Annotated in this window: 27 protein-coding genes; 14 read left to right on the top strand and 13 right to left on the bottom strand. The window is 67.3% G+C overall.

The annotated features are described in order from the left end of the window. Positions 1-11 precede the first annotated feature (11 nt). Positions 12-1,148 carry an ABC transporter substrate-binding protein gene (locus R0232_RS39350; protein ID WP_296786563.1) on the bottom strand — a complete coding sequence of 379 codons (1,137 nt, stop codon included), beginning with the start codon at positions 1,146-1,148 and terminating at the stop codon, positions 12-14. 242 nt (positions 1,149-1,390) lie between these two features. On the opposite strand from R0232_RS39350, the gene R0232_RS39355 reads away from it, so the two are divergent. The 3 genes from R0232_RS39355 to R0232_RS39365 all read left to right on the top strand — a co-directional run bounded on the left by R0232_RS39355 (position 1,391) and on the right by R0232_RS39365 (position 4,533). Beyond that, positions 1,391-2,017: a flavin reductase family protein gene (locus R0232_RS39355; RefSeq protein WP_431514556.1), complete on the top strand. Its 627-nt coding sequence runs from the start codon at positions 1,391-1,393 to the stop codon at positions 2,015-2,017. A 48-nt stretch (positions 2,018-2,065) separates the two neighbouring features. Continuing rightward, positions 2,066-3,208, top strand: a complete 1,143-nt coding sequence (locus R0232_RS39360) for an ABC transporter substrate-binding protein (RefSeq protein WP_431514557.1) — start codon at positions 2,066-2,068, stop codon at positions 3,206-3,208. A gap of 80 nt (positions 3,209-3,288) precedes the next feature. Continuing rightward, complete coding sequence (locus R0232_RS39365; RefSeq protein ID WP_431514558.1) at positions 3,289-4,533, top strand: hypothetical protein; 1,245 nt, start codon at positions 3,289-3,291, stop codon at positions 4,531-4,533. A 34-nt stretch (positions 4,534-4,567) separates the two neighbouring features. On the opposite strand, the gene R0232_RS39370 is transcribed toward R0232_RS39365, so the two are convergent. Continuing rightward, complete coding sequence (locus R0232_RS39370; RefSeq protein ID WP_431514559.1) at positions 4,568-5,572, bottom strand: acyltransferase family protein; 1,005 nt, start codon at positions 5,570-5,572, stop codon at positions 4,568-4,570. A 203-nt stretch (positions 5,573-5,775) separates the two neighbouring features. Between R0232_RS39370 and R0232_RS39375 the strand changes: the two genes are divergently transcribed. Further along, the gene (locus R0232_RS39375; protein ID WP_431514560.1) at positions 5,776-8,577 is read left to right on the top strand and encodes an ATP-binding protein; all 2,802 of its coding nucleotides are present in this window, start codon (positions 5,776-5,778) and stop codon (positions 8,575-8,577) included. A gap of 7 nt (positions 8,578-8,584) precedes the next feature. Here the strand turns inward: R0232_RS39375 and R0232_RS39380 are convergent, their stop codons facing one another. From R0232_RS39380 to R0232_RS39400, 5 genes are all read right to left on the bottom strand, one after another. Beyond that, positions 8,585-8,992, bottom strand: a complete 408-nt coding sequence (locus R0232_RS39380; RefSeq protein WP_208512163.1) for a VOC family protein — start codon at positions 8,990-8,992, stop codon at positions 8,585-8,587. Beyond that, the gene (locus R0232_RS39385; RefSeq protein WP_431514561.1) at positions 8,989-9,489 is read right to left on the bottom strand and encodes a helix-turn-helix transcriptional regulator; all 501 of its coding nucleotides are present in this window, start codon (positions 9,487-9,489) and stop codon (positions 8,989-8,991) included. Before R0232_RS39385 ends, R0232_RS39380 begins: the two co-directional genes overlap by 4 nt. Before the next feature lie 86 nt (positions 9,490-9,575). After that, positions 9,576-10,250, bottom strand: coding sequence for a L,D-transpeptidase (locus R0232_RS39390; RefSeq protein WP_431514562.1), 675 nt, complete (start codon positions 10,248-10,250; stop codon positions 9,576-9,578). A gap of 17 nt (positions 10,251-10,267) precedes the next feature. Further along, positions 10,268-10,558 carry a proteophosphoglycan ppg4 gene (locus R0232_RS39395; RefSeq protein ID WP_431514563.1) on the bottom strand — a complete coding sequence of 97 codons (291 nt, stop codon included), beginning with the start codon at positions 10,556-10,558 and terminating at the stop codon, positions 10,268-10,270. 208 nt (positions 10,559-10,766) lie between these two features. After that, positions 10,767-12,212: an aldehyde dehydrogenase family protein gene (locus R0232_RS39400; protein WP_296786593.1), complete on the bottom strand. Its 1,446-nt coding sequence runs from the start codon at positions 12,210-12,212 to the stop codon at positions 10,767-10,769. Positions 12,213-12,439: 227 nt separating this feature from the next. On the opposite strand from R0232_RS39400, the gene R0232_RS39405 reads away from it, so the two are divergent. The 7 genes from R0232_RS39405 (at position 12,440) to R0232_RS39435 (ending at position 19,006) form a co-directional block, all read left to right on the top strand. After that, positions 12,440-14,590, top strand: coding sequence for a PQQ-dependent dehydrogenase, methanol/ethanol family (locus tag R0232_RS39405; protein WP_431514564.1), 2,151 nt, complete (start codon positions 12,440-12,442; stop codon positions 14,588-14,590). A 75-nt stretch (positions 14,591-14,665) separates the two neighbouring features. Continuing rightward, positions 14,666-15,493 (top strand): helix-turn-helix transcriptional regulator, encoded by an 828-nt coding sequence (locus tag R0232_RS39410; RefSeq protein WP_431514565.1) that lies wholly within the window; start codon positions 14,666-14,668, stop codon positions 15,491-15,493. A gap of 197 nt (positions 15,494-15,690) precedes the next feature. Next, on the top strand, positions 15,691-15,921 hold the full coding sequence (locus tag R0232_RS39415) for a hypothetical protein (RefSeq protein ID WP_431514566.1): 231 nt from the start codon (positions 15,691-15,693) through the stop codon (positions 15,919-15,921). 98 nt (positions 15,922-16,019) lie between these two features. Beyond that, positions 16,020-16,439 carry a hypothetical protein gene (locus tag R0232_RS39420; RefSeq protein ID WP_431514567.1) on the top strand — a complete coding sequence of 140 codons (420 nt, stop codon included), beginning with the start codon at positions 16,020-16,022 and terminating at the stop codon, positions 16,437-16,439. Between the two features lie 134 nt (positions 16,440-16,573). After that, a complete protein-coding gene (locus tag R0232_RS39425; RefSeq protein WP_093346557.1) occupies positions 16,574-16,858 on the top strand; it encodes a hypothetical protein in 285 nt (94 codons plus the stop codon). Positions 16,859-17,397: 539 nt separating this feature from the next. Further along, positions 17,398-17,913 (top strand): hypothetical protein, encoded by a 516-nt coding sequence (locus tag R0232_RS39430; protein ID WP_431514568.1) that lies wholly within the window; start codon positions 17,398-17,400, stop codon positions 17,911-17,913. Between the two features lie 757 nt (positions 17,914-18,670). Continuing rightward, positions 18,671-19,006 carry a hypothetical protein gene (locus R0232_RS39435; protein WP_431514569.1) on the top strand — a complete coding sequence of 112 codons (336 nt, stop codon included), beginning with the start codon at positions 18,671-18,673 and terminating at the stop codon, positions 19,004-19,006. A 71-nt stretch (positions 19,007-19,077) separates the two neighbouring features. Here the strand turns inward: R0232_RS39435 and R0232_RS39440 are convergent, their stop codons facing one another. The 4 genes from R0232_RS39440 to R0232_RS39455 all read right to left on the bottom strand — a co-directional run bounded on the left by R0232_RS39440 (position 19,078) and on the right by R0232_RS39455 (position 21,851). After that, positions 19,078-19,671: an RDD family protein gene (locus tag R0232_RS39440; RefSeq protein ID WP_431514570.1), complete on the bottom strand. Its 594-nt coding sequence runs from the start codon at positions 19,669-19,671 to the stop codon at positions 19,078-19,080. A 231-nt stretch (positions 19,672-19,902) separates the two neighbouring features. Then, positions 19,903-20,358, bottom strand: coding sequence for a hypothetical protein (locus R0232_RS39445; protein ID WP_431514571.1), 456 nt, complete (start codon positions 20,356-20,358; stop codon positions 19,903-19,905). Between the two features lie 254 nt (positions 20,359-20,612). Further along, complete coding sequence (locus R0232_RS39450; RefSeq protein WP_431514572.1) at positions 20,613-21,140, bottom strand: hypothetical protein; 528 nt, start codon at positions 21,138-21,140, stop codon at positions 20,613-20,615. Between the two features lie 255 nt (positions 21,141-21,395). Then, positions 21,396-21,851 carry a DUF5990 family protein gene (locus tag R0232_RS39455; RefSeq protein ID WP_431514573.1) on the bottom strand — a complete coding sequence of 152 codons (456 nt, stop codon included), beginning with the start codon at positions 21,849-21,851 and terminating at the stop codon, positions 21,396-21,398. A gap of 83 nt (positions 21,852-21,934) precedes the next feature. Here R0232_RS39455 and R0232_RS39460 point away from each other — a divergent pair, with 83 nt between their 5' ends. After that, positions 21,935-22,300, top strand: a complete 366-nt coding sequence (locus R0232_RS39460; RefSeq protein WP_431514574.1) for an energy transducer TonB — start codon at positions 21,935-21,937, stop codon at positions 22,298-22,300. A 48-nt stretch (positions 22,301-22,348) separates the two neighbouring features. On the opposite strand, the gene R0232_RS39465 is transcribed toward R0232_RS39460, so the two are convergent. Beyond that, entirely contained in the window at positions 22,349-23,227 is an 879-nt protein-coding gene (locus R0232_RS39465; RefSeq protein WP_431514575.1) for an aldo/keto reductase family oxidoreductase, read from the bottom strand. 108 nt (positions 23,228-23,335) lie between these two features. On the opposite strand from R0232_RS39465, the gene R0232_RS39470 reads away from it, so the two are divergent. After that, positions 23,336-24,238, top strand: a complete 903-nt coding sequence (locus R0232_RS39470) for a LysR substrate-binding domain-containing protein (protein ID WP_431514576.1) — start codon at positions 23,336-23,338, stop codon at positions 24,236-24,238. A 9-nt stretch (positions 24,239-24,247) separates the two neighbouring features. Here the strand turns inward: R0232_RS39470 and R0232_RS39475 are convergent, their stop codons facing one another. Beyond that, entirely contained in the window at positions 24,248-24,730 is a 483-nt protein-coding gene (locus R0232_RS39475; RefSeq protein WP_431514577.1) for an Lrp/AsnC family transcriptional regulator, read from the bottom strand. 246 nt (positions 24,731-24,976) lie between these two features. On the opposite strand from R0232_RS39475, the gene R0232_RS39480 reads away from it, so the two are divergent. Beyond that, complete coding sequence (locus R0232_RS39480) at positions 24,977-26,362, top strand: tryptophanase (RefSeq protein WP_431514578.1); 1,386 nt, start codon at positions 24,977-24,979, stop codon at positions 26,360-26,362. The last annotated feature ends 11 nt before the right edge of the window (positions 26,363-26,373 follow it).

The raw sequence follows: 26,373 nt of genomic DNA on the forward strand, positions 1-26,373 counted from the left end.
GGTGCGCGCGCTCAGAGGCTCTTGAACTGGCTCCACGCGTCGTTCCAGTCCTCGATCGATTGCTTCGAGGGCAACTGGCGGAACTGGATCTTCTTGGCCTTGTACTCGTCCATCACGTTCGGCCCCTTGAGCGTCATGCGCAGGATCTCGGCCTCCTTCGGCTTGGTCTCGTTGAGCAGCTTCCAGCCGGCCATCGAGGGAATGCTCTTCTTGTTGTCGGCCTTGGTGGCCATGCGAACCTGGCCTTCGGGCGAGGTCGTGTACTGGATGAACTTGCGCGCGAGGTCGCGCTTGGGCGTGCCCTTGACGATCGACAGCGACTCGGTCCACTGCAGCCCGCCCTCCTCCGGGATGATGGTGTCGACCGGCACGCCGTTCTGGCGCAGCCCGAGCGTGATCCATTCGCCGATGCCGGGCACGAGCTGCGCGCGGCCATTGGTCATCGACGAGAAGATGTCGGCGATGGTGTAGAAGCCCGAGGCCTGCGGCTTGAGGCTGAAGAGCTTCTTCTTCACGGCCTCGAAGCGCGCCTTGTCGATGTCGAAGGGCGGGCGGTTGCCGTTGGCCAGGCTGATCGAGCCCATCGACGGCAGGTACCAGTCGAACAGGCCGACCTTGCCCTTGGCTTTCTCGCTCCACAGCGCCGCATAGGAGGCCACCTCCTTGGGCGTGAAGGCCTTGGTGTTGTACGACAGGCCCAGGTAGCCGAAGTCCGTCATGACGCCGTAGAGCTTGCCGTCGAACCAGTGCAGCGGGAACTTCTGGAACTCGGGCCAGTAGTCCTTGAGCGGATAGTCGGCGGGATCGAGCGCCTCGATGAAGTCGGCCTCGTGCAGCAGGTGCATGTACTCGGCGTCCGCGAGCACGACATCGAAGCTGCCGGGCGGCGACTGGTTGATGACGGCCATCATCTGGTCGCCGCCCACGTATTCCTTGATGCGCACCTTCACGCCGTGGGCCTTCTCGAAGGCCTCGATCAGGTAGGGATCGGCATTGCCGGGCCAGGAGAGATAGTTCAGCACCTGGGGCGACGCTGCATCGGCCGGGGTCCAGGCCGCGCCGGCGGCCGCGGCGCCGGCGGCGAGGCCGGCTTGCAGGAAAGTACGACGGCTGAGATCGCGCGGGGGCGGAAGCGGGGCAGCGGACATGGCGACTCCTTCAGAAAGGGTGGAACACGGATTGCATACGATCTTTGCCGCATGCATCCTTCATGCCAAGGGCCACCGGCCGCGAAATTTCTTGAGTTCCCCAATGAAATCGACCGATCCTCCCGCATCCACCGAACCACGCACCGCACAACAATGAAGCCCCGAGCACGAATGAATGCACCATTCGCATGCAAAATATCAAATAAATTGCATGCAATTTCTTAAATAACTGACGCCCCTCCATGGAAATCGACTTCCAGACCCTGGCCCCCTACGCCCGCTACAAGCTGATGGCGAGCCTCATCGTCCCGCGGCCGATCGCGCTGATCACCACGCTCGAGCCCGAGGGCACGGTCAATGCCGCGCCCTTCAGCATGTTCAACATGGTGGGCGAAGACCCGCCGCTGGTCTTCGTGAGCATCAACCGCCTGCACGACGGCCGCATCAAGGACACGGCCGCCAACATCCTGCGCACTGGCGAATTCGTCGTGCACCTGACCGACGAGGCGATGGCCGAGCAGATGCATGCCTGTGGCGATTCGCTGCCGCGCGGAACCAGCGAACTCGCCCATGCCGGATTGCATGCGATCCCGTCGAACAGCGTCGCGCCGCCGCGCATCGCCGAAGCGCCCGTGGCCTTCGAATGCGTGCTGCACGAGACGATGGAAACCGAGAGCCGCTACGTGTTCTTCGGCCGCGTGAAATGGCTCGCGGTGCGCGACGGGCTCGTGGACACGGAACGCTGGCGCGTGCAGCTGCAGGACTACCGACCCGTGGGCCGCTTCGGCGCGAGCTTCTACGTGGGCACGCAGCAGCGCTTCGCGCTCGGCGCCGCCGCCTCGGCGGACAGCGCGATCGATCAGCTCTGACTCACGGTGATCCGTGCCCATGTCATAAATCCTCCCTAGCATGGCCGCATGAGCCTGCATCGCCCCAGCCGCCGCCAAGTCCTCCGTGGTGCGACGGCCATGGCCTTCGCGTCGTCCGTCGGCGCCAGCTTCGCCCAGGGTTCCCGCGCCACGGAACAGCCGGCGGTCCGGGTCGCGCAGCTCATGGACACGTCGCCCAGCCAGCAGGCGCTGTCGCGCGACTATGCGACCGGCTTCCGGCTCGCGTTCGCGGAGCTCAAGGCCACGACGGGACTCAACGTGCAGCTCAAGGCCGTGGAGGTCGGCGACTCGGACGCCGACGTGCAGGCCGCGCTCAAGGCCATCGGCGAGGACAGCGCGCAGGTGGCGCTGGTGGGCACCGTGGGAGAACGCCTCGCGCTCGCGAGCCTCGCGCATGCGGAAAGCGGCCGCCTCGAGATCGCGCATGTCGCGCCCTGGCTCGCCGACTCGCGCTTCGATGCGAACCCGAACCTGTTCGCCCTGTTCGCGTCGCGCGAGGACCAGATCCGGCACGTGCTCAAGAACCTCGCGACCATGGGCGTGGCCAAGATCGGCATCGTGTACCCGACGGCCGCCCATGCCACGGCGCTGCAGCCGGGCATGGCGCAGATCGCCGAGCGGCTCAAGCTCGAGGCGCAGGTGCTGACGGCGCCCAGGGGCCGCGACCTCGAAGCCTTCGGCGGCCAGCTGCCCGCCAGCACGCCCTACTTCCTGCTGTTCACGGGCGATGCCATCGAGCTGGCCCTGTTCACGCGCGGGCTCGCCAGGCGGGGCGTGCAGCGCACCGTGGTGTGCCTGTCCGACGTCGACACCAACACCTTCCTGCAACTGAGCCCCGGCAAGGGCGTGCCGATCATCTTCACGCGCGTGGTGCCGGACCCGGGCACCAGCAAGGTGGCGATCGTGCGCGGCTACCGCAATGCCCTGCAGCGCTACTTCGACGAGGACCCCTCGCCGACCAGCTTTGCCGGCTACCTCGGCGGCCGCTATGCGGGCGCCGTCATCGCCGGCGCGGGCACCGAGCCCGGGCGCGCGAAACTGCTGTCCGCGTTCAAGCGCCGCGCCGCGGTGGACCTCGACGGCTGGCGCTTCGATTTCGCGGGCGGCGCGCGCGCGAGCAACCAGGTCAGCCAGATCCTGCTGAACAGCAGCGGGAACTTCGTGGGCTGAGGGCGGCGGGTGCCGGTGTCGCGGACGATCGTGCCGCCACCGCGAGGAAGCACCCCCCGAAAAAAAGGAGGAGAGGACCGATGAGACTCGCAACACCATGGATCGTGGCGCTGTGGCTCGGGGCACTTGGTGGCCTGGCAGCGGCGCAAGCGACATCCACGCCACCCGAGACGGTGGCCGCAGCGGCCGCAGCGCCGACCGTCGCCGCGCTGAAGGCCCGGCGCGAGGCCTTGTTCGATGCGCGCGGCATCGACCTGCCCGCGCTGTCCGACGACCTGCGCACGGCGGTCGCCGAAGCCGAGCGGCTCTCGATCGCGGGCGACTTCAGGGGCTCGCTCGATCGCCTGTCGACCTTGCGGAAGTACATGCCCCTCGAGGAGCTCCCGAGCTTCTCCGTGCAGGCGCTGTTGAACTGGAACTACCAGAAGCTCGGCGACGCCGAGCTGGCGCAGAAGCACCGGCTGCTCGCGCAGGCCTTGCGCACCCAGCTGGCGGAAGGCATCGGCAAGGGCGATTCCGCGGACGACCCGATACGCGTGGTGCTGAACAACGAGATGGTCGACTGGCTCAAGTCCCGGCAGCTTCGCTTCGAGGGCGTCAGGACGCTGTCGCGCGACGGGCAGAACCTGGCGCTCGTGAGCTACCGGGAACCGACGCCGGGCGCGCCGGCGCGCCAGCTGTTCGCGCAGCTCGACGCCCGCACGCAGGCGCAGGAGGCGCGCAGGGCCGATGTCTTCACCGCCGTTCCGGCCGCCAGCCTGACGCCCGCCCAGTCGGCCTCCATTGCGCTCGCACGGCAGCAGCGGGAACGCTTCCTGGGCGACGCCACGCTCCCCTACCTGCGGCTGCGCAGCGACGTTCCCAAGCTCGTGAAGGCAGCGCGCGCACTCGATGCGCAAGGCCGGTCGCGCGAGGCCCTGGCCACGCTGCGCGAGCTCGAGGCGATCCGGCCCATCGAGGACATACCGACCCCGAGCCTGCTGCGCACCTATGCCATCCTGCTGGGCCGGACGGGCGAGGTGGCGAAGCTGCGCGAGATCAATGCCCTGCTGTTCGGGGTCGAGCAGGTCATCGCCGGCAGCGGCGATGGCAAGGCCCCGGCCTCCGCCATCCACGTCCTGTTCATCGAAGAGGAATACGAATGGCTGGCCGCGAAGCGGCTGAAACCGGTGCGCCAGTCGCTTCGCAACGCCGACCCGGCCGCGACCTACGATGTGTTCACCACCGAGGACGAACGGGGCGGCCGCGGCGAAGTGTTCTTCGACATCACCCGCCTGTTCGCCAAGACCAACGCGGACCTCGATCGCGAGATGAGCAAGCCCTAGGCGTCGGCGCGGCAACACACTATCGCGCAGACGCCTAGCGCGCTACGGCGCCATGCCCGGACGACCACGCGCGCTCGCGCCAGCGCCGGATCGGCAGGTCGATCCCGTGCAGGCACAGCGCCGCCATCGCGCCCGAGAACAGCAGCGTGGCGCTCACCGTGATCCACAGCGGCTGGCTGTCGCGCACCAGCAGCGCGAACGGGAAGTGCCAGAGGTAGATGCCGTACGAGAGCCGCCCGATGTAGGCCATGGGGCGCGCGGCGAGAAAGGCGCTCCCGGCATGCGTGGCGGCGTAGCTCACGAGCACGAAGGCACAGAGGTCCGCGAGGGTGATTCGCAGGGTCACGGCGGCCACCTGGTCCGCGAACGGCAACGAGGGCAGCGAGGCATCGACCGCGAGGGCGATGCAGGCGATCGCGAGCACGGGGCGCGAGGGCGTCCACCGGCTCAGCGCCGCGACCGCGCCGAGCAGGATGCCGCTCAGGCGGGTGTCGAAGCGGAAGTAGGCCTGCGGCCATTCGTCGGTGAAGGCCACCCGATAACGCCACGCGGTGGCGACGACGAAGCCGGCCACGAGCCATGCGACCGGCCGCCGCGTCCGCAGCAGCAGCGGCAGCACCAGCGGCCACAGCAGGTAGAACTTCTCCTCCACGCCGAGCGACCAGGTGTGGCCGATGGTGTAGGAGAGGTCGCGGAACGCCGCCAGCCCGTAGTCGTACAGGTAGAAGGCGGCGAGCCCCGCGGACAGCCAGCGCTCGTCCCTGGGCCAGAGCCAGGGCGCCAGCACGAGGTAGGCCGCGACCACGAGCAGCAGGGTCGGGTACAGCCGCAGCGCGCGCCGCGCGTAGAAGCGGGCGACCTCGATGCCGCCCTGGCGCTGCTGGGCCGCCAGCAGCGAGGTGATCAGGTAGCCCGAGAGGACGAGGAAGACGTCGAGGCCGACGAAGCCGCCCTTCATTCCCGGCAGGTTGCAGTGGAACAGGACGACGGCGAGGATCGACAGGGCTCGAACACCGTCGAGCGCCGGGTTGTATGGCATGGGGTGGGCTGCTCCATCGGGCACCGGTCCGGCGCCGGCCTCGAGGCCGGCGCATCCTACCCGCTGCGCCCGGTTCCGGGCAGCCCCGGCGTCCTGCCCGCGACAAGCGGCGAAGGGCCCGCCGCCCCACGGACATTCGCCCGCCAGGGGCCGCCGGCCGGAAAATCCTTCCATACTCCGGAACTTTTTCGCGAATGAACTCCATGGACAAGGCGACCGGCGCGGCGCTGGCCGAGGTGCGCTGGCACTTCGGCCCCTTCCAGCTCTGGGAAACGCAGCGCCGCCTCGAGCGCGCCGGCCAGGCCGTGCGCCTGGGCGCGCGTTCGTTCGACCTGCTGGTGCAGCTGGTCCGGCGCGCCGGGGAGTTCGTGGGCAAGGACGAGCTGCACACCGCCGTGTGGTCGGGCGTGGTGGTCGAGGAGTCCAGCGTGCGCGTCCACATGTCGATCCTGCGCAAGGCCCTGGGCGAGCCCGGCGCCGACGACGACTGCAAGGAGTGGATCACCAACCTCCCGCTGCGCGGCTACCGCTTCAACGGCCGCGTGCGGCACGCGCTGCACGATGCCTCGGCGCCCGCCGCGCGGCCGGCCGCGGCCTCGTTCGCCAGGCTGCCGGCGCGCCTGACCCGGCTCGTGGGCCGCGAGGCCGACGTGGCGAAGGTGCTCGCCAGCCTCGACAGCCACCGGCTCGTGACCCTGCTCGGCACGGGCGGCATCGGCAAGACCAGCGTGGCGATCCAGGCCGCCGAAGCGCTGCATCTCGCGCAGGGCACGCAGACCGCCTTCGTCGACCTCTCGCCGCTGATCTCGCAGGAGCACGTGCTGGGCACGCTGGCGCGCTCGGTCGGCGTGGCGGCCGACCTGCCCGACACGCTGCAGGCCATCACGGCCTGCCTGGCCGGGCAGGACGTGCTGCTGCTGGTCGACAACTGCGAGCACGTGCTCGACTCGCTGCCGATGCCGATCGCCGCCCTGCTCGCGGCCCTGCCCGGCCTGCGCGTGCTCGCGACCAGCCGCGAGGTGCTGCGCGCACCCGGCGAATGCGTGCTGCGGCTGGCGCCGCTCGCGGTGCCCGAGGCCGAGCGCCTCACGCTCGACGAGGCGATGGACTGGCCGGCCGTGCGGCTGCTGGTGGAGCGCGCGCGCGACGCCGGCTCGGGCGCGTTCAACGCCGCGCACGGTTCCCTGCTGGCCCGGATCTCGCGCCAGGTCGACGGCATCCCGCTGGCCATCGAGCTGGTGGCGGCGCGCCTGGGCGTGCAGTCGCTCAACGACCTCGCGCTGCGGCTGAACGACCACATGCGCCTCAACGCCGCGGGCAAGCGCGCCGTGCCCGAGCGCCACCGCACGCTGGCCGCCACGCTGGACTGGAGCGTCGCGCTGCTGAACGAGCAGGAGCTGCGGCTGTTCCGGCGGCTGTCGGTCTTCCGCGGCCGCTTCGACGTCGAGTCGGCGCTCGGCATCAGCGTCGGCGTCGACCCCGACACCGCCTTCGACGCCCTGATCTCGCTGGCCAACAAGTCGCTGGTCTTCTTCGACCACGACGATGCCGTCGCGCCCTACCGCCTGCTCGACACCACGCGCAGCTATGCGGCCACGCTGCTCGCGCAGAGCGACGAGCGGCCCGCGCTGCTGCGGCGCCATGCGACGCTGATGCTCGAGCTGATGCAGCTCGCGACCGCCGACCTGCCGCAGCTGAGCGAGCAGGCCTGGGCCGAGCGCTACGCGCATCGGCTCAACGACGTGCGCGCCGCGCTCGAGGCGGCCGATGCGAACATGGCCGCGTCGCTGGTCGCGGTGTCGGCGCCGCTGTGGTATCAGCTCTCGGAGGTCGAGGAGTACCGTGACCGGATCTCGGCCACCATCGCGCTTATCGAGCACGAGCCCCGGCCCGACCTGGAGGCCGCGGCCTGGCTGCACACGGCGCTGGTCGGCGCCCTGCTGCACACCGGCGGCCCCGACCGGGCGCTCGACGCCGCCTGCGACCGCGCGCTGGCCAGCGCGCTCGCGGTGCAGCTGCCGGCGCTGGAGCTGCGGGCCCGCTGGGGCCGCTGCACGCACGACATGTTCCGCGGCGAGTACCTCGCGGCCCTGCGGCACTCGGAGACGCTGCAGCAGGTAGTGCGCTCGTGGGCCGATCCCACCGCGCGCATCCTGGCCCACCGCGTGAGCGCGATGGCCCACCATTTCTGCGGCCGGCTCGAGGCGTCGCGCCGGCACAGCGAGGCCTCGATCGCCACCTCGGGCGGCGCCGGCCGCGCGCATGCCCACATCGGCTCGGACTCGATCGTCGCGACCAAGGCCCTGCTGTGCCGCACGCTCTGGCTGCAGGGCGAGACCACCGAGGCACTGCAGACCGCGGGCGACGCCGTGATGCGCGCGGAGGCGGTGGGGAACGCGGTCTCCCTGTGCTCGGCGCTCTATGGCGCCTGCCCCGTGGCCCTGTGGTCGGGCGACGTGCCGCTCGCGCAGCGCTGGATCCGCATGATGGTGGACGAGGCGCAGCGCCGCGGCCTCACGGGCTGGCACCGCTATGCCGAGTGGTTCGTGCAGGGCCTGCAGCTGCGCATCGCGCGCGATCCGGGCCTTCATGTGCGCGAGGTGTCGGCGCAGCTCGCGCGCTACGACGCGCCGCGCAAGGAGATGCTGCTGAGCTTCTGCCCCGACTGGCTCGACGACGGCCTGTTCGAACGCTTCGAGCGCGGCGAAGGCCTTTGGTGCGAGCCCGAGGCCTGGCGCGCCGCCGCCGCGCGCCAGGCGCGGCATGGCGAGTTCGCCGAGGCGCAGGCCAGCTATCGCCGCGCCATCGAGGCCGCGCGGCGCGATGGATCGATCGCCTGGGAACTGCGCGCCGCGCTCGACCAGGCCCGGCTGTGGTCGGGCCAGGGCCAGGCGAAGGAGGCCGCCGAGCTGCTCGAGGCCAGCATCGGGCGCGCGCCGCCCGACGACGGGAATGCGGCGCTGGTCGAGGCGCGCGGCCTGCTCGACACGCTGGCCGGCCGCTGAAGCGGGCTCACGCCGCGCGCTGGATCATCTTCCACCCGTTCCCCGACGGATCCCTGAAGCCGGCATCGACGGTGCCATAGCGCTCCACCGGCTCCTGCGTGAACTCCACGCCCTGGGCGCGCAGCCGTTCGTAGCTGGCGCGGCAGTCGTCGACGCTCAGCACCAGCGGCGGCATCGCGCCCTTGGCCACGATCGCCTGCAAGGCCTGCGCCGTGGCTGCGTCGTGCACCGGCGGGCCGGGCTTGAACAGGCCGAGCTGGAACGCCGGCTGCTCGGGATGCTGCACGGTCAACCAGCGGTAGTCGCCGTTGCCGACATCGGTGTGGACACGAAAGCCGAGCTTGCCCGCGTAGAAGGCGAGGGCCTCCTCCTGATCGCGCACATACAGACCGACCGTTTCAATACCTTGGCTCATGGAATCTCCTGTGGTTCGGCCTCGTTTGTACCGGCCGCGGCCTGGCGGCGCTTCTCCGAAACTGCTGTTTCGAGATGGGGCCGCTGCGAGGCGCTGACGATGCAGGCCGGCACGGGCCCGAAGGCCTGCGCCTCGCCCTTGCCGCGCGTGCGCACCTCGCCCGGGCTGCCGCCCGTGATGTCGCGGAAGGTGCGCCCGAAGGTGCCGAGGCTGGACCAGCCGGTGGCGAAGGCGATGTCGGTGATCGAGAGTTCGGTCTCGCGCAGCAGCGCGCTCGCGCGTTCGATGCGGCGCGTGAGCAGGTAGCGGTGCGGCGGGGTGCCGAAGGCCTGCTTGAACGAGCGCGCGAAGTGGGCCTCGGAAACGCCACTGACCTGCGCCAGCCGCTCGACCGGCCATTCCTCGTGCGAGGCGGCGTCCATCCGGTCCTTCGCGCGCAGCAGGCGGCGCAGCAGCGCGGGGTCCTGAACGGGCGGCGCGGCGTCCGCACTTGCCATGGGTGTGTCTCCTTCGATGAACATGCCGCCATGCGTCGGCACGCGGCATTGTGTCGCAGGAGCGTGCGGGGGATCTTCGCGGTGGCCTACAGCGCCGGCCGTGCGGCGGAAGGCGCGCGCGCATCCTTCGCCGGATTCAGGAAATCGAAATGCGCGGCCACCGGCGAGGACTCGGGCACCACGTAGACCACGCCGCGCCGTTGCCCCAGCGCGGGCTTCACGTAGGCGTCGTAGAAGGCGGCGGGCACGTTGATGCAGCCGTAGGAGATGCGATTGTCGGCGATGGTGGGCGACGCGAGCCGCTCGAGCCGGCGGTCGGCCTTGTTGGTGGTGCGCACGCGGTGCATGGAGATCGCGGCGTCGTAGTCGACCCAGACGATGTCCTCGCCGCCCGTGTTGCGCCCCGGCTCGGAAGCGAAGCGCCCGGCCGGCGTGGTGCGTTCATGAGGACGGATCTTGGCCATGGGGCGCTCGCCGATGCCCGGCACCGAATCGTCGCCGCGCGCCAGGCCCAGCAGCACCGGCGAGGCGCCGAGCAGCGTGCCCTTCGCGTCGAAGACGAACACGCTCGCGGCCTTCTTGTCGACCACCGCGAAGGCGCCGCCCGCGTTGTCGCGCGCCGCGACCGCGGCCTGGGCGATGCGCTGGGCATCGGCCGTCAGCGGGGCCGCGGGCATCGCGGGCGGGGCGGCGAACGCCGCCGCGCTCGCGAGCAGCAGCGCTGCCGCCGCCGCCCGCGGATACGGAATGCCTGTGTGCATCACTGAAGCCCGCGGCCTCAGTTGCGGTCGGCGCGCGCCGGACGCATCGGCTGTGCGGCGGCGATGTTGCTGCTGCCCGAGTCCTGCGACATCGCGGTGCCACGCATCGGAGCCGGTGCCGGGGTGGCGGCCATGGTGTTGTTCTGCGGCGTGGTGCCGGTGGTGCCCATCGGGCCGCCCGCGGGGCTCTGCTGGCCGGCGGCGGTGGCCGGGTTCGGCGGCGCGGTGGTGGGCGGATTGCCCTGCGCGAAGGCGGCGCCGACGGCGGTGAGTGCGAGGGCTGCGATCAGGTGAGACGTGCGATTCATGGAAATGCTCCTTGGGGAAATCCGGCAAGGCCGGAAGGTTGAGATCCGCCGGACCGGATGCCCGACATGGATCAACTTAGGCCCCACGAAAAATCGCCAGGTCAGTTCGCGGCGCGGCCTCCTGTAGGAGCGCGACACCCCAAAACGGCACGGGCCGGGCGTGCGCGACGCCCGGCCCGTGCCGGCAAATGCCATCCGGTGGCGTTGGCTACTGCGGCTTCTTCTTGAGGCTGATGACCTGCGGCTGCGTCACCGCCTTGAGCCCGTCGATGCCGAACTCCAGACCCCAGCCCGAGCCCTTGACGCCGCCGAAGGGCACCATCGGATGGATCGCGCCGTGCTGGTTGATCCACACGGTGCCGGCCTCGATGCGCGACGCGACCGCGCGCGCCTGCTCGATGTCGGTGCCCCACACCGAGGCGCCCAGGCCCACGTCGACGCGGTTGGCCTGCGCGATCGCGTCGTCGATGTCGCGGTAGCGGATCACCGGCAGCACCGGGCCGAACTGTTCCTCGTCGACCAGGCTCGCGCCGTCCGCGATGTCGGTGACCAGCGTGAGCGGATAGAAGTTGCCGGCGCCCGCGCGCGGCTCGCCGCCGCAGACGATGGTCGCGCCGCCGGCGCGCGCCTCGTCGACCAGCCGGCGCACCTTGTCGAACTGCATGCGGTTCTGGATCGGGCCCATCGCGATGCCGGGCTGCGCGCCGTCGCCCATCGGCATCGCCTCGGCGATCGCCTTGAGCTCGGCCACCACCGCGTCGTGCAACGCATCGGGCACGTACAGCCGCTTGGCGCAGGCGCAGGTCTGGCCCATGTTGAGGAAGGCGCCCCAGAACAGGTCCATGGCGATGGCCTTCGGGTCGGCGTCGGGCAGCACGATGGCCGCGTCGTTGCCGCCGAGCTCGATGGTGGTGGGCGTGAGGTTGCGCGCCGCGGCGGCCGCGATCTTCGCGCCGGTGGCGCTCGAGCCGGTGAACATGATCTTGTCGACGTCGGGGTTCTCGACCAGCCAGCCGCCGACCTCGCCGGTGCCGCTGATGGTATTGAGCACGCCCGGCGGCAGCACCTCGGCGATCAGCCGCACCATCTCGAGCGTGCCGATGCTGGTGTATTCCGAGGGCTTGATGACCACCGTGTTGCCCGCGCGCAGCGAGGGCACGATCTGCCAGATGGCGATCAGCAGCGGCCAGTTCCACGGCGCGATCGCCGCGATCACGCCGAAGGGCTTGCGGTGCATCTCGTCGCGGCGCGTGGCGTCCTCGAACACCACGTCCACCGGCATCTCGAGGCTGGCCGGCACCTGGGTCCAGGCCTCGCAACCGAACAGCTCGAAGCGCGCGCCCGGCACCTCGGTGGGGCCGACGCCGCCCAGCGGCTTGCCCTGCTCGCGCGTGACCCAGCCGGCCAGGTACTCGGCATTGCCGTGCAGCACCTCGGCCACCTTCATCAGCAGCGCGCGGCGCTCGGCGTCGGGGCGCGCGGCCCAGGCCGGCTGCGCCTTGCGCGCCGCGCGCACGGCCTGCTCGACCTGCTCGGCCGTGGAATGCGGCACGAGGCCGATGGCTTCGCCGGTGGCGGGGTTCTTCGATTCGAAGCTGCGCTCCGACGTGACCGGACGGTTGTCGACGGTGTTGGGGTAGGTTTGAAGGCTCATGGGACGCAGTCTGCGAGCCCGCCGCCTTCATGGCATCGCGAACATTCGCGACGGGGTAATCCCGGGGCCTTCCCCAGGGCCCGGCGCGCCGCCCCCTGCGGCAAACCCTATCGCGAAAGCTCGCGATAGCCAGGCGCGCGGGCGCTTTCCAGAATCCCGAGGGCCGCTGCCCTGCCCTCGCCGGCCCCGGCCCCCTCACAACAACCGACAAGAAACCAGGAGTCACGATGCCCCACCGCCTTCCGCCCGCCCCGCCCGGCCGCCTCGGCCTTCGCGCGCGCCTCGCGCTGCTGCTGGCCGGCTGCGCCCTCGCCGGCGCCGCCGCGGCCCAGGCCGTGGACGGCGCGCGCATCGCGGCGGCCGACCGCGAGCCGGGCAACTGGATGAGCCACGGCCGCACCTACGACGAACAGCGCTTCAGCCCGCTCGCGAAGATCAACGACCGCAACGTCGGCAAGCTCGGCATGGCCTGGACCTACAAGCTCGACGTCGACCGCGGCGTGGAGGCCACGCCGATCGTGGTCGACGGCGTGATGTACACCACCGGCGCCGAGAGCATCGTCTACGCGCTCGACGCGCGCAGCGGCAAGCTGCTGTGGCGCCACGACCCCAAGGTCAATGCCGAATCGCTGAGCCAGGGCTGCTGCGACGTGGTGAACCGCGGCGTGGCCGTGTGGAAGGGCCGGGTCTACGTCGGCGCCTTCGACGGCCGGCTGATCGCGCTCGACGCGCGCACCGGCGAGCAGGTCTGGTCGGTCGACACCGTGCTCGACAAGACCAAGAGCTACACCATCACCGGCGCGCCGCGCATCGTGAAGGGCAAGGTGCTGATCGGCAACGGCGGCGCCGAGTTCGGCGTGCGCGGCTACGTCACCGCCTACGACGCCGACACCGGCCAGCAGGCCTGGCGCTTCTTCACCGTGCCCGGCGACCCGGCCCAGCCGCCCGAGAACAAGGCCATGGCCATGGCGATGAAGACCTGGTCGGGCAACGGCTGGGTCAAGTGGGGCGGCGGCGGCACGGCCTGGGACTCGATGGCCTACGACCCCGAGCTCAACCTGCTGTACATCGGCACCGGCAACGGCTCGCCGTGGAACTACCAGTTCCGCAGCGAGGGCAAGGGCGACAACCTGTTCCTGTCGTCGATCGTCGCGCTCGATCCCGACACCGGCGACTACGTCTGGCACTACCAGACCACGCCCGCCGATCGCTGGGACTACACCGCCACCCAGCACATCGTGCTGGCCGACCTGCGCATCGACGGCAAGCTGCGCAAGGTGCTGATGCAGGCGCCGAAGAACGGCTTCTTCTACGTGCTCGACCGCACCGACGGCAAGCTGATCTCGGCGAAGAACTACGTGCCGGTCAACTGGGCCTCGCACATCGACCTGAAGACCGGCCGGCCGGTGGAGACCGGCGCCGGCAACTACGGGCCCGGCGAGCAGAAGAAGCTGGTGATCCCGGCCTTCCTCGGCGGCCACAACTGGCACCCGATGTCGTTCAACCCGAAGACCGGGTTGGTCTACCTGCCCGCGCAGGAGACCATGGCCGAGCTCGAGGCGCAGAAGGAACCGCTGTTCCTGCCGACCAAGTCGGTGGTCAACCTCGGCCTGGAGGTGCCCGAGCTGCCCGAGGACCCGAAGATCGAGGCCCAGATCCGCGGCGCCTGGAAGGGCCGCCTGCTGGCCTGGGACCCGGTGCGCCAGAAGGCCGCGTGGTCGCACGACTACGCCAGCGCCTGGAACGGCGGCACCCTGAGCACCGCGGGCAACCTCGTGTTCCAGGGCACGGCCGACGGCCGCGCCGTGGCCTATGCGGCCGACAACGGCAAGCAGCTCTGGCAGAGCCCCGTCAACAGCGGCGCCATGGCCGGCCCGATCAGCTATGAGGTCGACGGCGACCAGTACGTGAGCTTCATGGTCGGCTGGGGCGGCGCCTTCCCGCACATCACCGGCCCGATCTCGCTGAGCGCCCGCGTGCGGCCCGAGGCGCGCGTCGTGACCTTCAAGCTCGGCGCCAGCCAGAAGCTGCCGCCTGCCAAGCTCGCGCCCGCGCTGCCGCGCGCCGCCGACGTGCCGCCGCTGACCGCCTCGGCCGAGCAGATCAAGCAGGCGCGCCTGATGTTCAACGGCCTGTGCGGCTCCTGCCACGGCCTCAATGCCGTCAGCGGCGGCGTCGTGCCCGACCTGCGCTACATGAAGCCCGAGCAGCACGAACTGTTCGCGGCCACCGTGAGCGGCGCGCGCATCAACCGCGGCATGCCGGGCTTCGCGGGCGTGCTCAAGCCCGAGGACATGCAGCTGCTGCACCAGTACGTCATCAAGCGCACGCACGACCTCAGCGCGGAGATCGCGGCCACGCGGCCGGCCGCCAAATAGGCAAACCCCATGCCGACGCCCTGCCCGGACTGGCTATCATCCGGCCGACCTGGATGTGCAGTCGGAGATGGGCGCATGAACGACGAAGAGCTGATGGCCGCGCAACGCCAGTTGCGCCGCAGCCTGCTGGATGGCCATGGCGCCCTGCGCTGGCGGCCCGCGCGCGACCTGGCCGCGCACCTGCTGCTGCATCTCGACGAACCCGACGACTGCTGGCGCTTCGCCGCCGGCTGGCTGCGCGAGGCCTTCGACGCCGACCGCGTCGACTGCGGCTTCGGCCGCCCCGACGAAGCCTGCTACCGCCCCCAGGCCGAGGCCCTGCGCCGCGACCGCGACGTGCCCTCGGTCATCGGCCTCGCGATCGACGCCGCCGACTGCGGCGTGCAGACCGTCTGGCATGCGCACGGCGTGGTGGTGCTGCGCGACGTCGAGCAGGAGCGCAGGCTTGGCCAGAGCACGCGCGCCGAACTGCTGCGCATGGGCACGCGCGTGAAGATGGCCGCGCCGATCATGGACCGCACGCGGCCGCTGGGGCTGATGTGCGTCGACTGGATGGATGCCTGCGAGCCGGCGCGCGACGAGCGCTGGGCGCGCTTCGAGGAGATCGCGGCGGTGGTGCTCGGGCCGGTGATGAGCACGGCGCAGCGCATGGCCAGTGGCGCGCGCGATGTGGGCCGGCCGGTGCAGGGCGGCGATGCGATCGATCTGCTCGAGAGCCTGACGCCGGCTGAACGCACGGTGGCTCGGCTGGCGGTCGATGGGTTGAGCTACAAGGAAATTGCGCGGCGGCTCAATCGGTCGTTCTCCACCGTGGATCACCAGTTGCGCAGTGCGCGGAGCAAGCTGGGGGTGAGTTCTACGGCGCGGTTGGTGAATTTGATGTCGGGGACGCGGTCGCATTGAGTGAGGCGGCTGCGCGATATCGCCGTGACGCTGCCATCTCTGTCAGCTGAGGTTCGACTTCGCGACTCGCTGATCGAGGGGAACTTGGGCACAGTCGACCGCCCGAGTTCGGCCAGGGGCGGTCCTTGCGCATGTCGGCCCAATTTCGTTGACCGAAGGCGCATTCCTCAAGCAGCATAGCCACGCCCTTTCCTGAGATGAGTATTAAAGTCACCTTCGCCTACGGTATCGTGGTGCGCCAAGCCGCCTTGGCTGCTCGCGGCATCACGAAAGCGCGAGTGCTCGAAGTGTTTCAGGCCGACCGCCCGATGGCCGAGGACGGCGAGTTGTTGTCGTTCGGACCGTCCTTCGGCGGGGAGCATGCAAGGAGTTCGTACGACGCTTGGAGTCCCTCGGGCTTGTCTACTTCGACGATTTCTTTGACTTGACGCTGAGCCATCCCAACTGGTTGATTTTTTCGGCGAGCTGCGATGGCTTTTCCAAAGACTGACCACGGCCAAGAGCAACCAATTGCCTAGGACTCCCAGTGCCTCGAAAAATAAAAACCATAGCCCGCGACATTGCCAAGTTCGCACCCGATGACGACGGCGACTGGCGCCGCCTGGACGTGCTGCTGGATGAACTTTGGCAAGCAGGCTCGCCAGAACAGGCAATCCCCGAAATGCTGAGTGTCTTTGAGCGCTATCCCGAGGAAGACGGACACGGAGTGATGTGGAGTCTCGTTCACGGGTTGGAAAATCTTCCGAACTACGAGTCAGCGCTTCTTTCTTCTCTGGCACGCCAGCCAAGCGAACTCGGGATCGTCATGGTCGGTCGCATGTTGAACTCCGGCGCTACATCGGTCGACGGCGTTTCTCTGCTACTCACGCTGCAGGAGATCAGTAGCACTGCGACCTCTACGCACATCAAGGAGATAGCGCGCAGCGTGTTGTCACGGCCGCGTTGATACTCGCACCACTTTCTCTCTTTCTTCGACATCGGCGCGACCACCGACAGTCGGGCAAAAGCAGCCGACCGGCTGCGGCTCAGAATTCGTGGGATAGCGGCCGATTGCCACGGCCGCGGACAGGAGAAGCCGCTTTGCGACAAGACATCACCCTGAATATTCCGTATGACCTTTCCAACGAGGAGTGGGAGAAGGTCGCGGCCGTCTATGCATCGCTGGATGGCTGGCTAGACGACCAAGACGGCCCGGCTTGGTACGGTCGAGAGGGTGATGCGCGCTACATCGGCTCCTCGGTCGAACCCAGCGGTATTCAATTTTTTGGCGAGGTCGAGACGCTTTTGTGGACCGGGTGGCTCACAGTTCTGTGCGCCAGAATGTCCTTGGCATTGGGGCGCGAAGTCCACGACGCCGAGGTCTAAATTCGGCCAACAGCGGTCGTTCAATACAAGCTGTCAATCAAACCAAGAATCGCAACTTCGATGAGTCACCTCACCATTTCGAGCATCCACTGGCTTTGAGATAGCGGGGACGCCAACGTTACGCTTTCCAGCGATGTGGCCACGGTGGTGGCCTTCTGCTTTCAGTGCTCTTACAAGGTTGGCCAAACAGTTCCCAACCTGCTGCATCCGGTCATGGTTGACGAACTGGAGTCTCCGTACCTGCAAGACTGGCCGGCAGATGAGAAAGCGCTTGCTAGTGCAGAGCAACTGGAGTGTCACGGGAGCTACGGGTATCGCGGTTGCGGCGAAGTAGTCGATCAAGCTGAGGGACTGGTCCGGGCGCGGCCTCGTCTTCAACTTCGGGGATGTCCCGGCTAGTGCAGAAACTGTCCGATTTCAGTTTGACCGACTGGACCTTTGGTGAGCACAAGTGTGAGCAGATAAGCGACGGCTATGCGACCGGCTACAGTCGGCCAACACCAGACGTTCGACCACGACCCCAAGACTGAAGAACAGGAATGTCGATGCAATTTACGTCAGCCGACGAGTTCCGGGTGGAAAAGGAACCTCTCATCAAGCTTCTTGGGGTGCTGTCTCAATGTGGCGAGGTCGTTTCGAAGTTTTTAAAGCCAAAACCCTCCATCCGGGGTCGCGACGACGCTCAGCGGCTGGCCGAGTTTCTGGAGCGCTTCAGCGACCTTGCGACGCAGACACCGCTCGGGCATGTTGAGCGAGAGTACGGACCCTTCTCAGTTCTGAATCGGTTCGAGTTCGAGGGCTCATTGGTGTCGGTTGTTCTTGACGGGGGATGTCACCGGGCGACCGCCGGGCTGACTGTGGAGGATGCCCGGAGGATCGTCGTCCAGGCCCTGGACGCCACGTTCCCCGCTCCGTTCTCAGACCTGCTCGCATACCGCTTCGACAGCCTCGATTGGTGCGAGTTGACGCGAACGTCGACCCTCTCCTCTGCATATGTGGTCTGGCAGAGCCCGCGGAACCTGTGGTGGGTGCTTTGCGTTTCCGACATTGACTGAATCTGCATGCGCCGGACCGATGGTTCAGGCCGCAGGAGGAATGCCGGCCGTGTGGCACAGTTCGGCCAGAAGCGGTCATCCGTGATGCGTTTCAGCTTCTCCACGCAACCATTGCATTGTTGAACCAAGGGATGGGCTTAATGACTCGGTACGTTTACGCGGGAGTTCTTTTTGTGTCGATAATGGGGGCAGGTTGCGCGACCACCTCTCCAGCACAGGTCTCCAACAATCAAAGAACAACAGATGCCCAATTGGCGCAGCAGTACAGGCAGCAGCCATTTGCTCATGCGATGCGAGCTCCAAATGAAGACGTCGGCCAGGCACGAACCCGTATCAATGCATGGGTGCGATTCAATCTACAACGGGCGCTTGACTACAAGGCGCAGGGTAGCACCGACGCGGCTCTATTCCATCTGGATTCCGCCCGTTACGCGCTGCGTTGTGTGACATCTCCACTTGCGAACGACGAGCATGGCAATCCTGCCGTCTATCAAGGGCGGTCTCCAATTCAAGACAGAGATCGTGGAACGCACGTGTGGCGAGATAGGGTAGACGAAGATATCGACCGAATTTTCTCTTCTGGGGCAGTACCAGTTGGCGATATGCTCAAGATGTACGGAATCGACGCGCCTGATGGCCCAGTCAATAGGCCCGACCAACTTCCCAGAATCACGCCGCAATAGTTCGAGTCAAAGATAATTTTTCTAACGAGCATCGGCTGTCAGATTCAGAATCCGGCCAGAACGAGACATTCCCGATGAGTATTCAACTGCCTGCTGTCTACCGAGTCTTCATTGCCACGACTGGGCTGTTCGAGGGCTTCGTTTCCGTGGCCGACGAGGAGCACCGCATCATCCTCTGGGGCGAAGACGAGGCGACTACCGCCAATTCTGAGTTGCACGTCAGCGAGTACGCTCCGGCATTCGTGGGCTTCGCCGGAAACGGTGGCAACGAGATCTACGCTTTTGATAAAACCGGCGCGGTTTTCATGCTGCCGATGATCGGCATGGATTCAAACGCCGCCATCAGGCGGGCGGACGATTTTCTCGAGCTTGCACGAGGTTTTCAGCGACCGGCGTCACCCGCCGGATGACTGGTTTGCGGAGACCCTGAACTTCTGCTTTGGGCCCGCAGCGGAAGTAGCCAAGCCCCGATAGCAGACGCTCAACACCGGAGTTGGCTGGCGTTGCGGATTTGGTCGCTTGGTCCAACTAGTGAAGAAAAATGCTTACGCGGTTTAGGTCCGAATTCGGCATCGTCCGGACTGAACATCGGACCGGCCGGCGCTCGGTGCGGTTGTAGCGGTGGAGAATTCACCACCGTTGTGCTGCACACCATGTCCGTCACGGTCTGTCGCAGCGGGTGAAAAGACAGAAGGACCGTGTCGATGACAAGAGGAAGGAAGAGAAAAATTGGCTGGCGAGTGAAGGCAGCCGCTAGCCCTCCTGTCAGAAGCCAGAGCAGTCTTATGCTGGGTCTTGCTATGCACTGCAGGGCGGAGAGTTCTGGGCCAGATTTCAGCGAGATCACGGTGATGGAAGTGATCACTCGGCCGATTGCGTAGTTTCTATTGGAGAGCCCGGCCCAGTGATATGCGATAAAAAGCAAGAGGGCTACCATCATCGTGATACTAGCTGCGTATGACTGACCATCTATGGCCACGGTCAAGACAAGCACCACCGTAAGTAGTATCAAGAAATCGACGGCAAACGCAATCACACGACGCTCCATCGAGGCTAGATGTGTCCGAACAGTCATTGGAGCGTGCTGCTTTTGGTGAAGGGAAATCGATGCGGGACGAGATTGATCTTGATGCAGGTCGTCTACTCGTGAACGACTGGCTTCGGGCGGAATCCGAACGATCCTCGAACGACTGGTGCTGGTCGGTTGTAGTCGAAAGATGGTCGGAGACGCGAGGTTCGTTGCATTCCCATTGACTTTCTCACACGCGGAACTCCAACGAATACGGCCAGTGGCGCATTGTTCAATTTAAACGTCTCCTGATCCAGCAAGACTTGGCCTTCCGCGCCGTATAAGTACAAGGATCGCGCCACCAGAAAGCAGCGCGAACATGCCGTACTCGAAGCCATGAACATACAGGGCCAGCGCTCCCAGAATGAAGCCCAAACTCAAGCTTGACGACTCCTCGCACTTGTACTCGGCCAAGAGTGCCATCAATATGGACCAAATTGCAAAGCAGACCGAGTACACGAAAGTCCATTGAAGGACGCGGTCATCCGTGAGATCGAGAAGACCGCGCGACCGCCATTCGGGCAGTTGACCTGCAGGCGGCGCATTTACCAAACCCAGTCGATCCATCCAGCTGAGGAGATGGCCGAATCCCGGTATGCGCGCACGCTGGAGTTCCGTATATCCGATAGTGGCAAGGAATCCTGCAATACCAAAGAACACCGAAAGGACGCCAAAGCGATTTCTTGCTTTCATGGGGATATGGCCTGACGTGAGGTACTCGAATGCTGTTGGCAAGGATACGAAGTCCGGTTTGGCCGCAAGCGGCCTGCCGGAGGGATGCTAGTGCGGCTTGCTTCATTGAGGAGCGCGGTATGCCTTGATCACCGACATGGGGGGCCCACCGTGATGCCGCCTGTCGAGCTGCTGAGCGTCTCCTCCTCTCGAGCATCCACGGCTAGGCGCATGGGACCGAAGACCACCGGATCGCCGTCGACGAGGTCTCGTTTCTACGGTTCTCGCGACGTGTTGTCCTTGCTGACGTGGCCCAGCAGTTCATCAACAGTATCGAACGACATCGTTTCTGCATCCACATCTCGCGCTGCGATCTCAAGGTCATCGAGACCGAGTTGTTCGTCGAGCTGAGCATGGATCCAGCTGTCGGGAAACTGGCGCGGCGCTTCGAAGCGCAGAAGTGTCGCGTCGGCGAACACGACGACTGACTTCAAGACCAGGTCGGATCGCAGGCTGGTGGATTCCTTCACTGGCTCGTCACCAACGGCCGCTTCGATTTCGCCAACGATCTGGTCGATGATCAGGCCCCACTGCATTGACGAGACGCCGTGTATCTGGTCGATGCGGCGCAGCAGAACTGTCGCGTCCGGCACTCCCCCGTCCTCGAGTTCAGGATCGACGTTGACCCAAACGTCAGCTTGCGCCGCCAACACTCGCGCCCGGCCGACGACGATGTCCTCGCGCACCTCGACATCGGTGAGCATCCCGCTGCTTGCGATCGCTTCTCTGAATTCGTGGATCATCCCATCTTCCTGCGTGAAACTGTCGTCCTAGTCTGCTTCCGGCCGATCGTACCCATTCGTGCCAGGCCTACCTCGGCCTGCCTGTCGATGATCGGCATCGAGCGCGTGGCGGCCACCGAGGCCCATCCGCGGACCCGACCGAAGCGAATTCCTTCATCGAGAAGACTCCAGCCCGTCACGCCCAAAGAACATGTTCCCCAAGCGGGCCGCGAGACCACGGCCCGCATGCCGGGAGCCCGGAGCCCTTTCAGCGGCTCAATCCGAACGCATCACCACTTGCCACGAAATCTGCGGCGCCCTAACACTCGCGCACACCGGCCCTCCATCCTTCATCGTTCCTTCGATGAATGCCTCGATCGCGGCATTCGGGTCGCCCGCTGCGCGCTCCACCAGCGCGATCGGAATATCGGCCAGCTTGATCTTCGCCCTTCGCTGCCACGGCGTTCCCGTCTGCCCCGCGGACAACCCAGAGTTCACGTACACGAATCGATCTGCGGGCGTGCCTTGCGCGAAAGGGCCCCGGAAGTTGGGAGAACCATCGGCGAGTGCGGGACCAAGTGTCAGCGTGATGGCGAAGGACACCGAGTCCGCCGTCGCGAGGAATGGCCTCACCAACTCATCGCGCCCGCGCTGCACGGCAAAGTCGACGCCCGGCGGCGGCGACTGCAGCGTGAGAATGAGTTGGAGGTTTGCTCGGTGGTCGGTCCGCATGGGGCTGCAGTTTAGAGGCGACCTCGGCCAGAATCCCCGATCTTCCCAAAGACTCGAGCACCCGGAATGCTCGTCCGCCGCCCATGACAAGACTGATTCACGCCCTGGCTTTGCTCGCCGTGCTGGGCGGTTGTGCGTCCGGTGCAAAACCTCCGCCGGAGGCCATGCCCGCGATCCCAAGCCCCTTCATGCCCGTGTGTCGAGACTTGGGAACACCCATATTTCCCACACTTGTCTTTCCGCGAGCGGCCCGCGAAGCCCGGCAGGATGGCTGGGTCATCCTGGAACATGACGTGGCCGATGGACGAATGACCAACATCAAGGTGATCGCATCGAGCCCCCAGGGCATGTTCGAGGAATCGGTGACCACCTGGGCACCCTCTGTCTACTTTCCATTGCGAAAGGATGGGCGAGGATGTCGTCGACCGATTGTGTTCCACAACCAATAGAGGTCTTTGACTTTTCTGGAACACAGAGCAGGCGTCGACGCCCGTCCTTCAGTGCCTTTCCCCAGCGCCAATCGTGTCCAGCCGCGCCACCGCCCCAGCCGGCAACTTCAGCCCAGCCGCCGCCAGGTTCTCCCGCAGATGCCCCAGCGACGAAGTCCCCGGAATCAGCAGCAAATTCGGCGAGCGCTGCAGCAGCCAGGCCAGCGCCACCTGCATCGGCGTCGCGCCAAGTTCACCCGCCACCTCCGACAGCCCCCCCGACTGCAGAGGCGTGAAGCCCCCGAGCGGGAAGAAGGGTACGTACGCGATCCCCTCGCGCGCCAGCTTCTCGACCAGCGCGTCATCGGCGCGGTTCGCGAGGTTGTACATGTTCTGCACACCGACGATCGGCACGATGCGCTGGCCGTCGTCGACCTGCTTCGCGGTCACGTTGCTCAGGCCGATGTGGCGGATCAGGCCCTGCTCGCGCAGCTCGGCGAGCGCGGTCAACGGCGCCTCGAGCGAGCCTTCGGCCGGCCCGTGCACGCCCAGCATGCTGCGCATGTTGACGACATCGAGCACGTCGAGGCCGAGGTTGCGAAGGTTGTCGTGCACCGCCTGGCGCAGGTCGGCCGGCGAGGCCGCGAGGTTCCACGAGGCGTCGGCCCCGCGCGTGGCGCCGACCTTGGTGACGATGGTCAGGCCGTCGCGGTACGGGTGCAGCGCCTCGCGGATGATCTGGTTGGTGACGTGCGGGCCGTAGAAATCGCTGGTGTCGATGTGGTCCACGCCGGCCTCGATCGCGGCGCGCAGCACCGCGACGGCGGCGGCGCGGTCCTTCGGCGGGCCGTAGACGCCGGGGCCGGCGAGCTGCATGGCGCCGTAGCCGAGGCGCTTCACGTCACGGCTGCCGAGGCGGAAGGTGGAGATGGTGTCGAGCGGGTTCATGGGCTTTCCTTTCAGGTTGACGCTGAATGTAGGCACCGCGGCGGCGTACGATAAGCCGACTCAATGCGCACGGGTCGTGCGGAAAAACGAACAATCGAAAGACAGGCGATGACGGAACAGCTCGGCGATCTGGCGGTCTTCGTGGCGGTGGCGCGCGCCGGCGGCTTTCGCGAGGCGGCGCGGCTGCAGAGCGTGAGCGCCTCCAGCCTCAGCGCGGCCGTGCGCCGGCTCGAAACGCGGCTGGGCGTGCGCCTGCTGCATCGCAGCACCCGCAGCGTGGTGCCCACCGAGGCCGGCGCGCGGCTGCTCGACCGGCTCGGGCCGGCGCTCGGCGAGGTCGAGGCCGCGCTCGACGTGGTCAACGGCTTTCGCGACAAGCCCGCGGGCACCTTGCGGCTCAACGTGCCGGCGAGCGCGTCGCGGCTGGTGCTGCCGGCGATCGTGCCGCCCTTTCTCGCGGCCTATCCCGAGATCCTGCTCGAGGTGGTGGTCGAGGAGAGCTTCGTCGACGTGCTGGCCGCGGGCTGCGATGCCGGCATCCGCTACGAGGAACGGCTCGAGCAGGACGTGATCGCGATCCCGATCGGCCCGCGCCGCCAGCGCATGGCGACCGCGGCCGCGCCGGCCTACCTCGCGGCGCACGGCCGCCCCATGCATCCGCGCGACCTGCTGCAGCACGCCTGCCTGCGCGGGCGCTTCGCGAGCGGCGCGATGGCGGGCTGGGAATTCGAGCGCGAGGGCGAGGTGGTGACGGTGGATGTCGATGGGCCGTTGATCGTGCGCCTGGGCGGCGTTGTCGAGCTCGCGGTCGACACGGCGGTGGCCGGCATCGGCGTGATCCATCTGTTCGAGGAATGGCTGCAGCCGCAATTGACGAGCGGCGCGCTGGTGCCCGTGCTCGAGGACTGGTGGCAGCCCTTCACCGGGCCCTTTCTCTACTACCAGGGGCGCGAGCGGCTGCCGGCGCCGCTGCGCGCCTTCGTGGATTTCGTGCAGTCGCGGCGCGGCTGAGGTCCCGCTTCAGGCGCCGGCCTGCGCCAGCGGCAGCGCCGCGCCGCCCTTGAGTTCCTCGAGGCACACGCTCGAACGCACCATGCTCACGCCGGGCAGCGCCGATAGCTTCTCGGTCAGGAAGGTGCTGAGCGCCTCGAGGTCGCGCGCGATCACCTTGAGCACGTAGTCGACGTCGCCCGTCACCGAGTGGCATTCGAGCACGTCGGGCAGTTGCGTCACGGCCTGGCGGAAGCGCTTGAAGTCGCGCACGTGGCCGCGCTCCATCGCGATGTGGACGAAGGCCATCACGCGCAGGCCCACGGCCGCGGGCCGCAGCCGCGCCTCGTAGCGCGCGATCACGCCCTCCTCCTCGAGCCGGTGGTGCCGGCGGCTGCATTGCGCGGGCGAGAGCCCGACCGCGGCCGCGAGCTCGAGGTTGGAGATGCGGCCATGGCCCTGCAGCACCTCGAGCATGCGGGTGTCCATCGAGTCCAGCGGTACGGGTTGCAAGATGTTCTCCTGTTTGATGGGAATGACGAAAGGACTTCTCTTCTTCGAGGGGTCATCCCTAGGTGCGATGAAAACCCATTGCACGAGCCGGGCGAAAGAATCGTTGCGAGCTCGACCGGGGGCCGGAGCAGGCGATACATCTTCTCTCGATAGGCAACGAATGCGCAACTGCATTGCATCGCCATTCGCGAATGCCCCGGGTCGGCCATCCGATCCATCCGCACCGAGCTTCGACCAGGAGAACCCATGAAGCGCATCCCCGAACCGTTCCGCATCAAGACCATCGAGCGCATCGCCCTGACCACCCGCGCGCACCGCGAGCAGGCCCTGCTCGACGCGGGGCTCAACCCCTTCCTGCTGCGCAGCGACGACGTCTTCATCGACCTGCTGACCGACAGCGGCAGCGGCGCGATGAGCGACCGCCAGTGGGCCGCGATGATGGCGGCCGACGAGTCCTATGCCGGCAGCCGCAGCTACTACCGGCTCGCAGACACCATCGAGAAGGTCTTCGGCCATCGCCATACGGTGCCCGCACACCAGGGCCGCGGGGCCGAGCAGCTGCTCTACCCCGAGCTCGTGAAGCGCCGCGGCGCGAAGCAGCCGGTGTTCCTGTCGAACTTCCACTTCGACACCACCAAGCTGCACATCGAGCTGGCCGGCGCACGCGCGCTCAACGCACTGACAAAGGAGGCACTGGACACCGCCACCTACCACGACTGGAAAGGCAACTTCGACCTCGAAGAACTCGCGCGGCTCATCGAGACCCATGGCGCGGCCAACGTGGTGGCGCTGGTGGCCACCGTGACCTGCAACACCAGCGGCGGCCAGCCGGTCGCGCTGGCCAACCTGCGCGCGGCCTCGCAACTCGCGCGCGAGGCCGGCATTCCGGTGGTGATCGACGCCACGCGCTTCGCGGAGAACGCCTGGTTCATCCGCGAACGCGAGGCCGGGCAGGCGCAGCGCGAGGTACCCGACATCGTGCGCGACATGATGGCCTGCGCCGACATCGCTGTGATGTCGTCGAAGAAGGACGGGCTGGTCAACATCGGCGGCTTCTGCAGCTTCCGCGACGACGAGGACCTGTTTCGCGCCGTGCAGGAACGCTGCGTGGTCAGCGAAGGCTTCATCACCTACGGCGGCCTCGCGGGCCGCGACATGGAGGCGCTCGCGGTCGGCCTCGAGGAGGCGATGGATGCCGACTACCTGCGCTACCGCGTCGGCCAGGTCGCCTACCTCGGCGAGCGGCTGCGCGCGCAGGGCATCCCGATCCAGCATCCGACCGGCGGCCACGCCGTGTTCGTCGACGCGGCCGCACTGCTGCCGCACCTGCCGGCCGAAAGCTTTCCGGCACATGCGCTCGCCTGCGAGCTGTACCTCGAAGCGGGCGTGCGCGCGGTGGAGATCGGCTCGCTGCTGCTCGGGCGCGATCCGGCCACCGGGTTGCAGGAGAAGGCGCCGCTCGAATCGATGCGGCTCACGATCCCGCGGCGCGTCTACACCAACGACCACATGGACTACGTGGCCGACGCACTGGCCGAGGTGGCGCGGCGCGCCGCGCGCATCCGCGGCATGGCCTTCACCTACGAGCCGGCGCTGCTGCGCAACTTCACGGCGCGCTTTCGCTGGGCCTGAGCCGACCCGCG

This window comes from Variovorax sp. DAIF25 (assembly GCF_050711835.1).
Lineage (GTDB): Bacteria > Pseudomonadota > Gammaproteobacteria > Burkholderiales > Burkholderiaceae_C > Variovorax.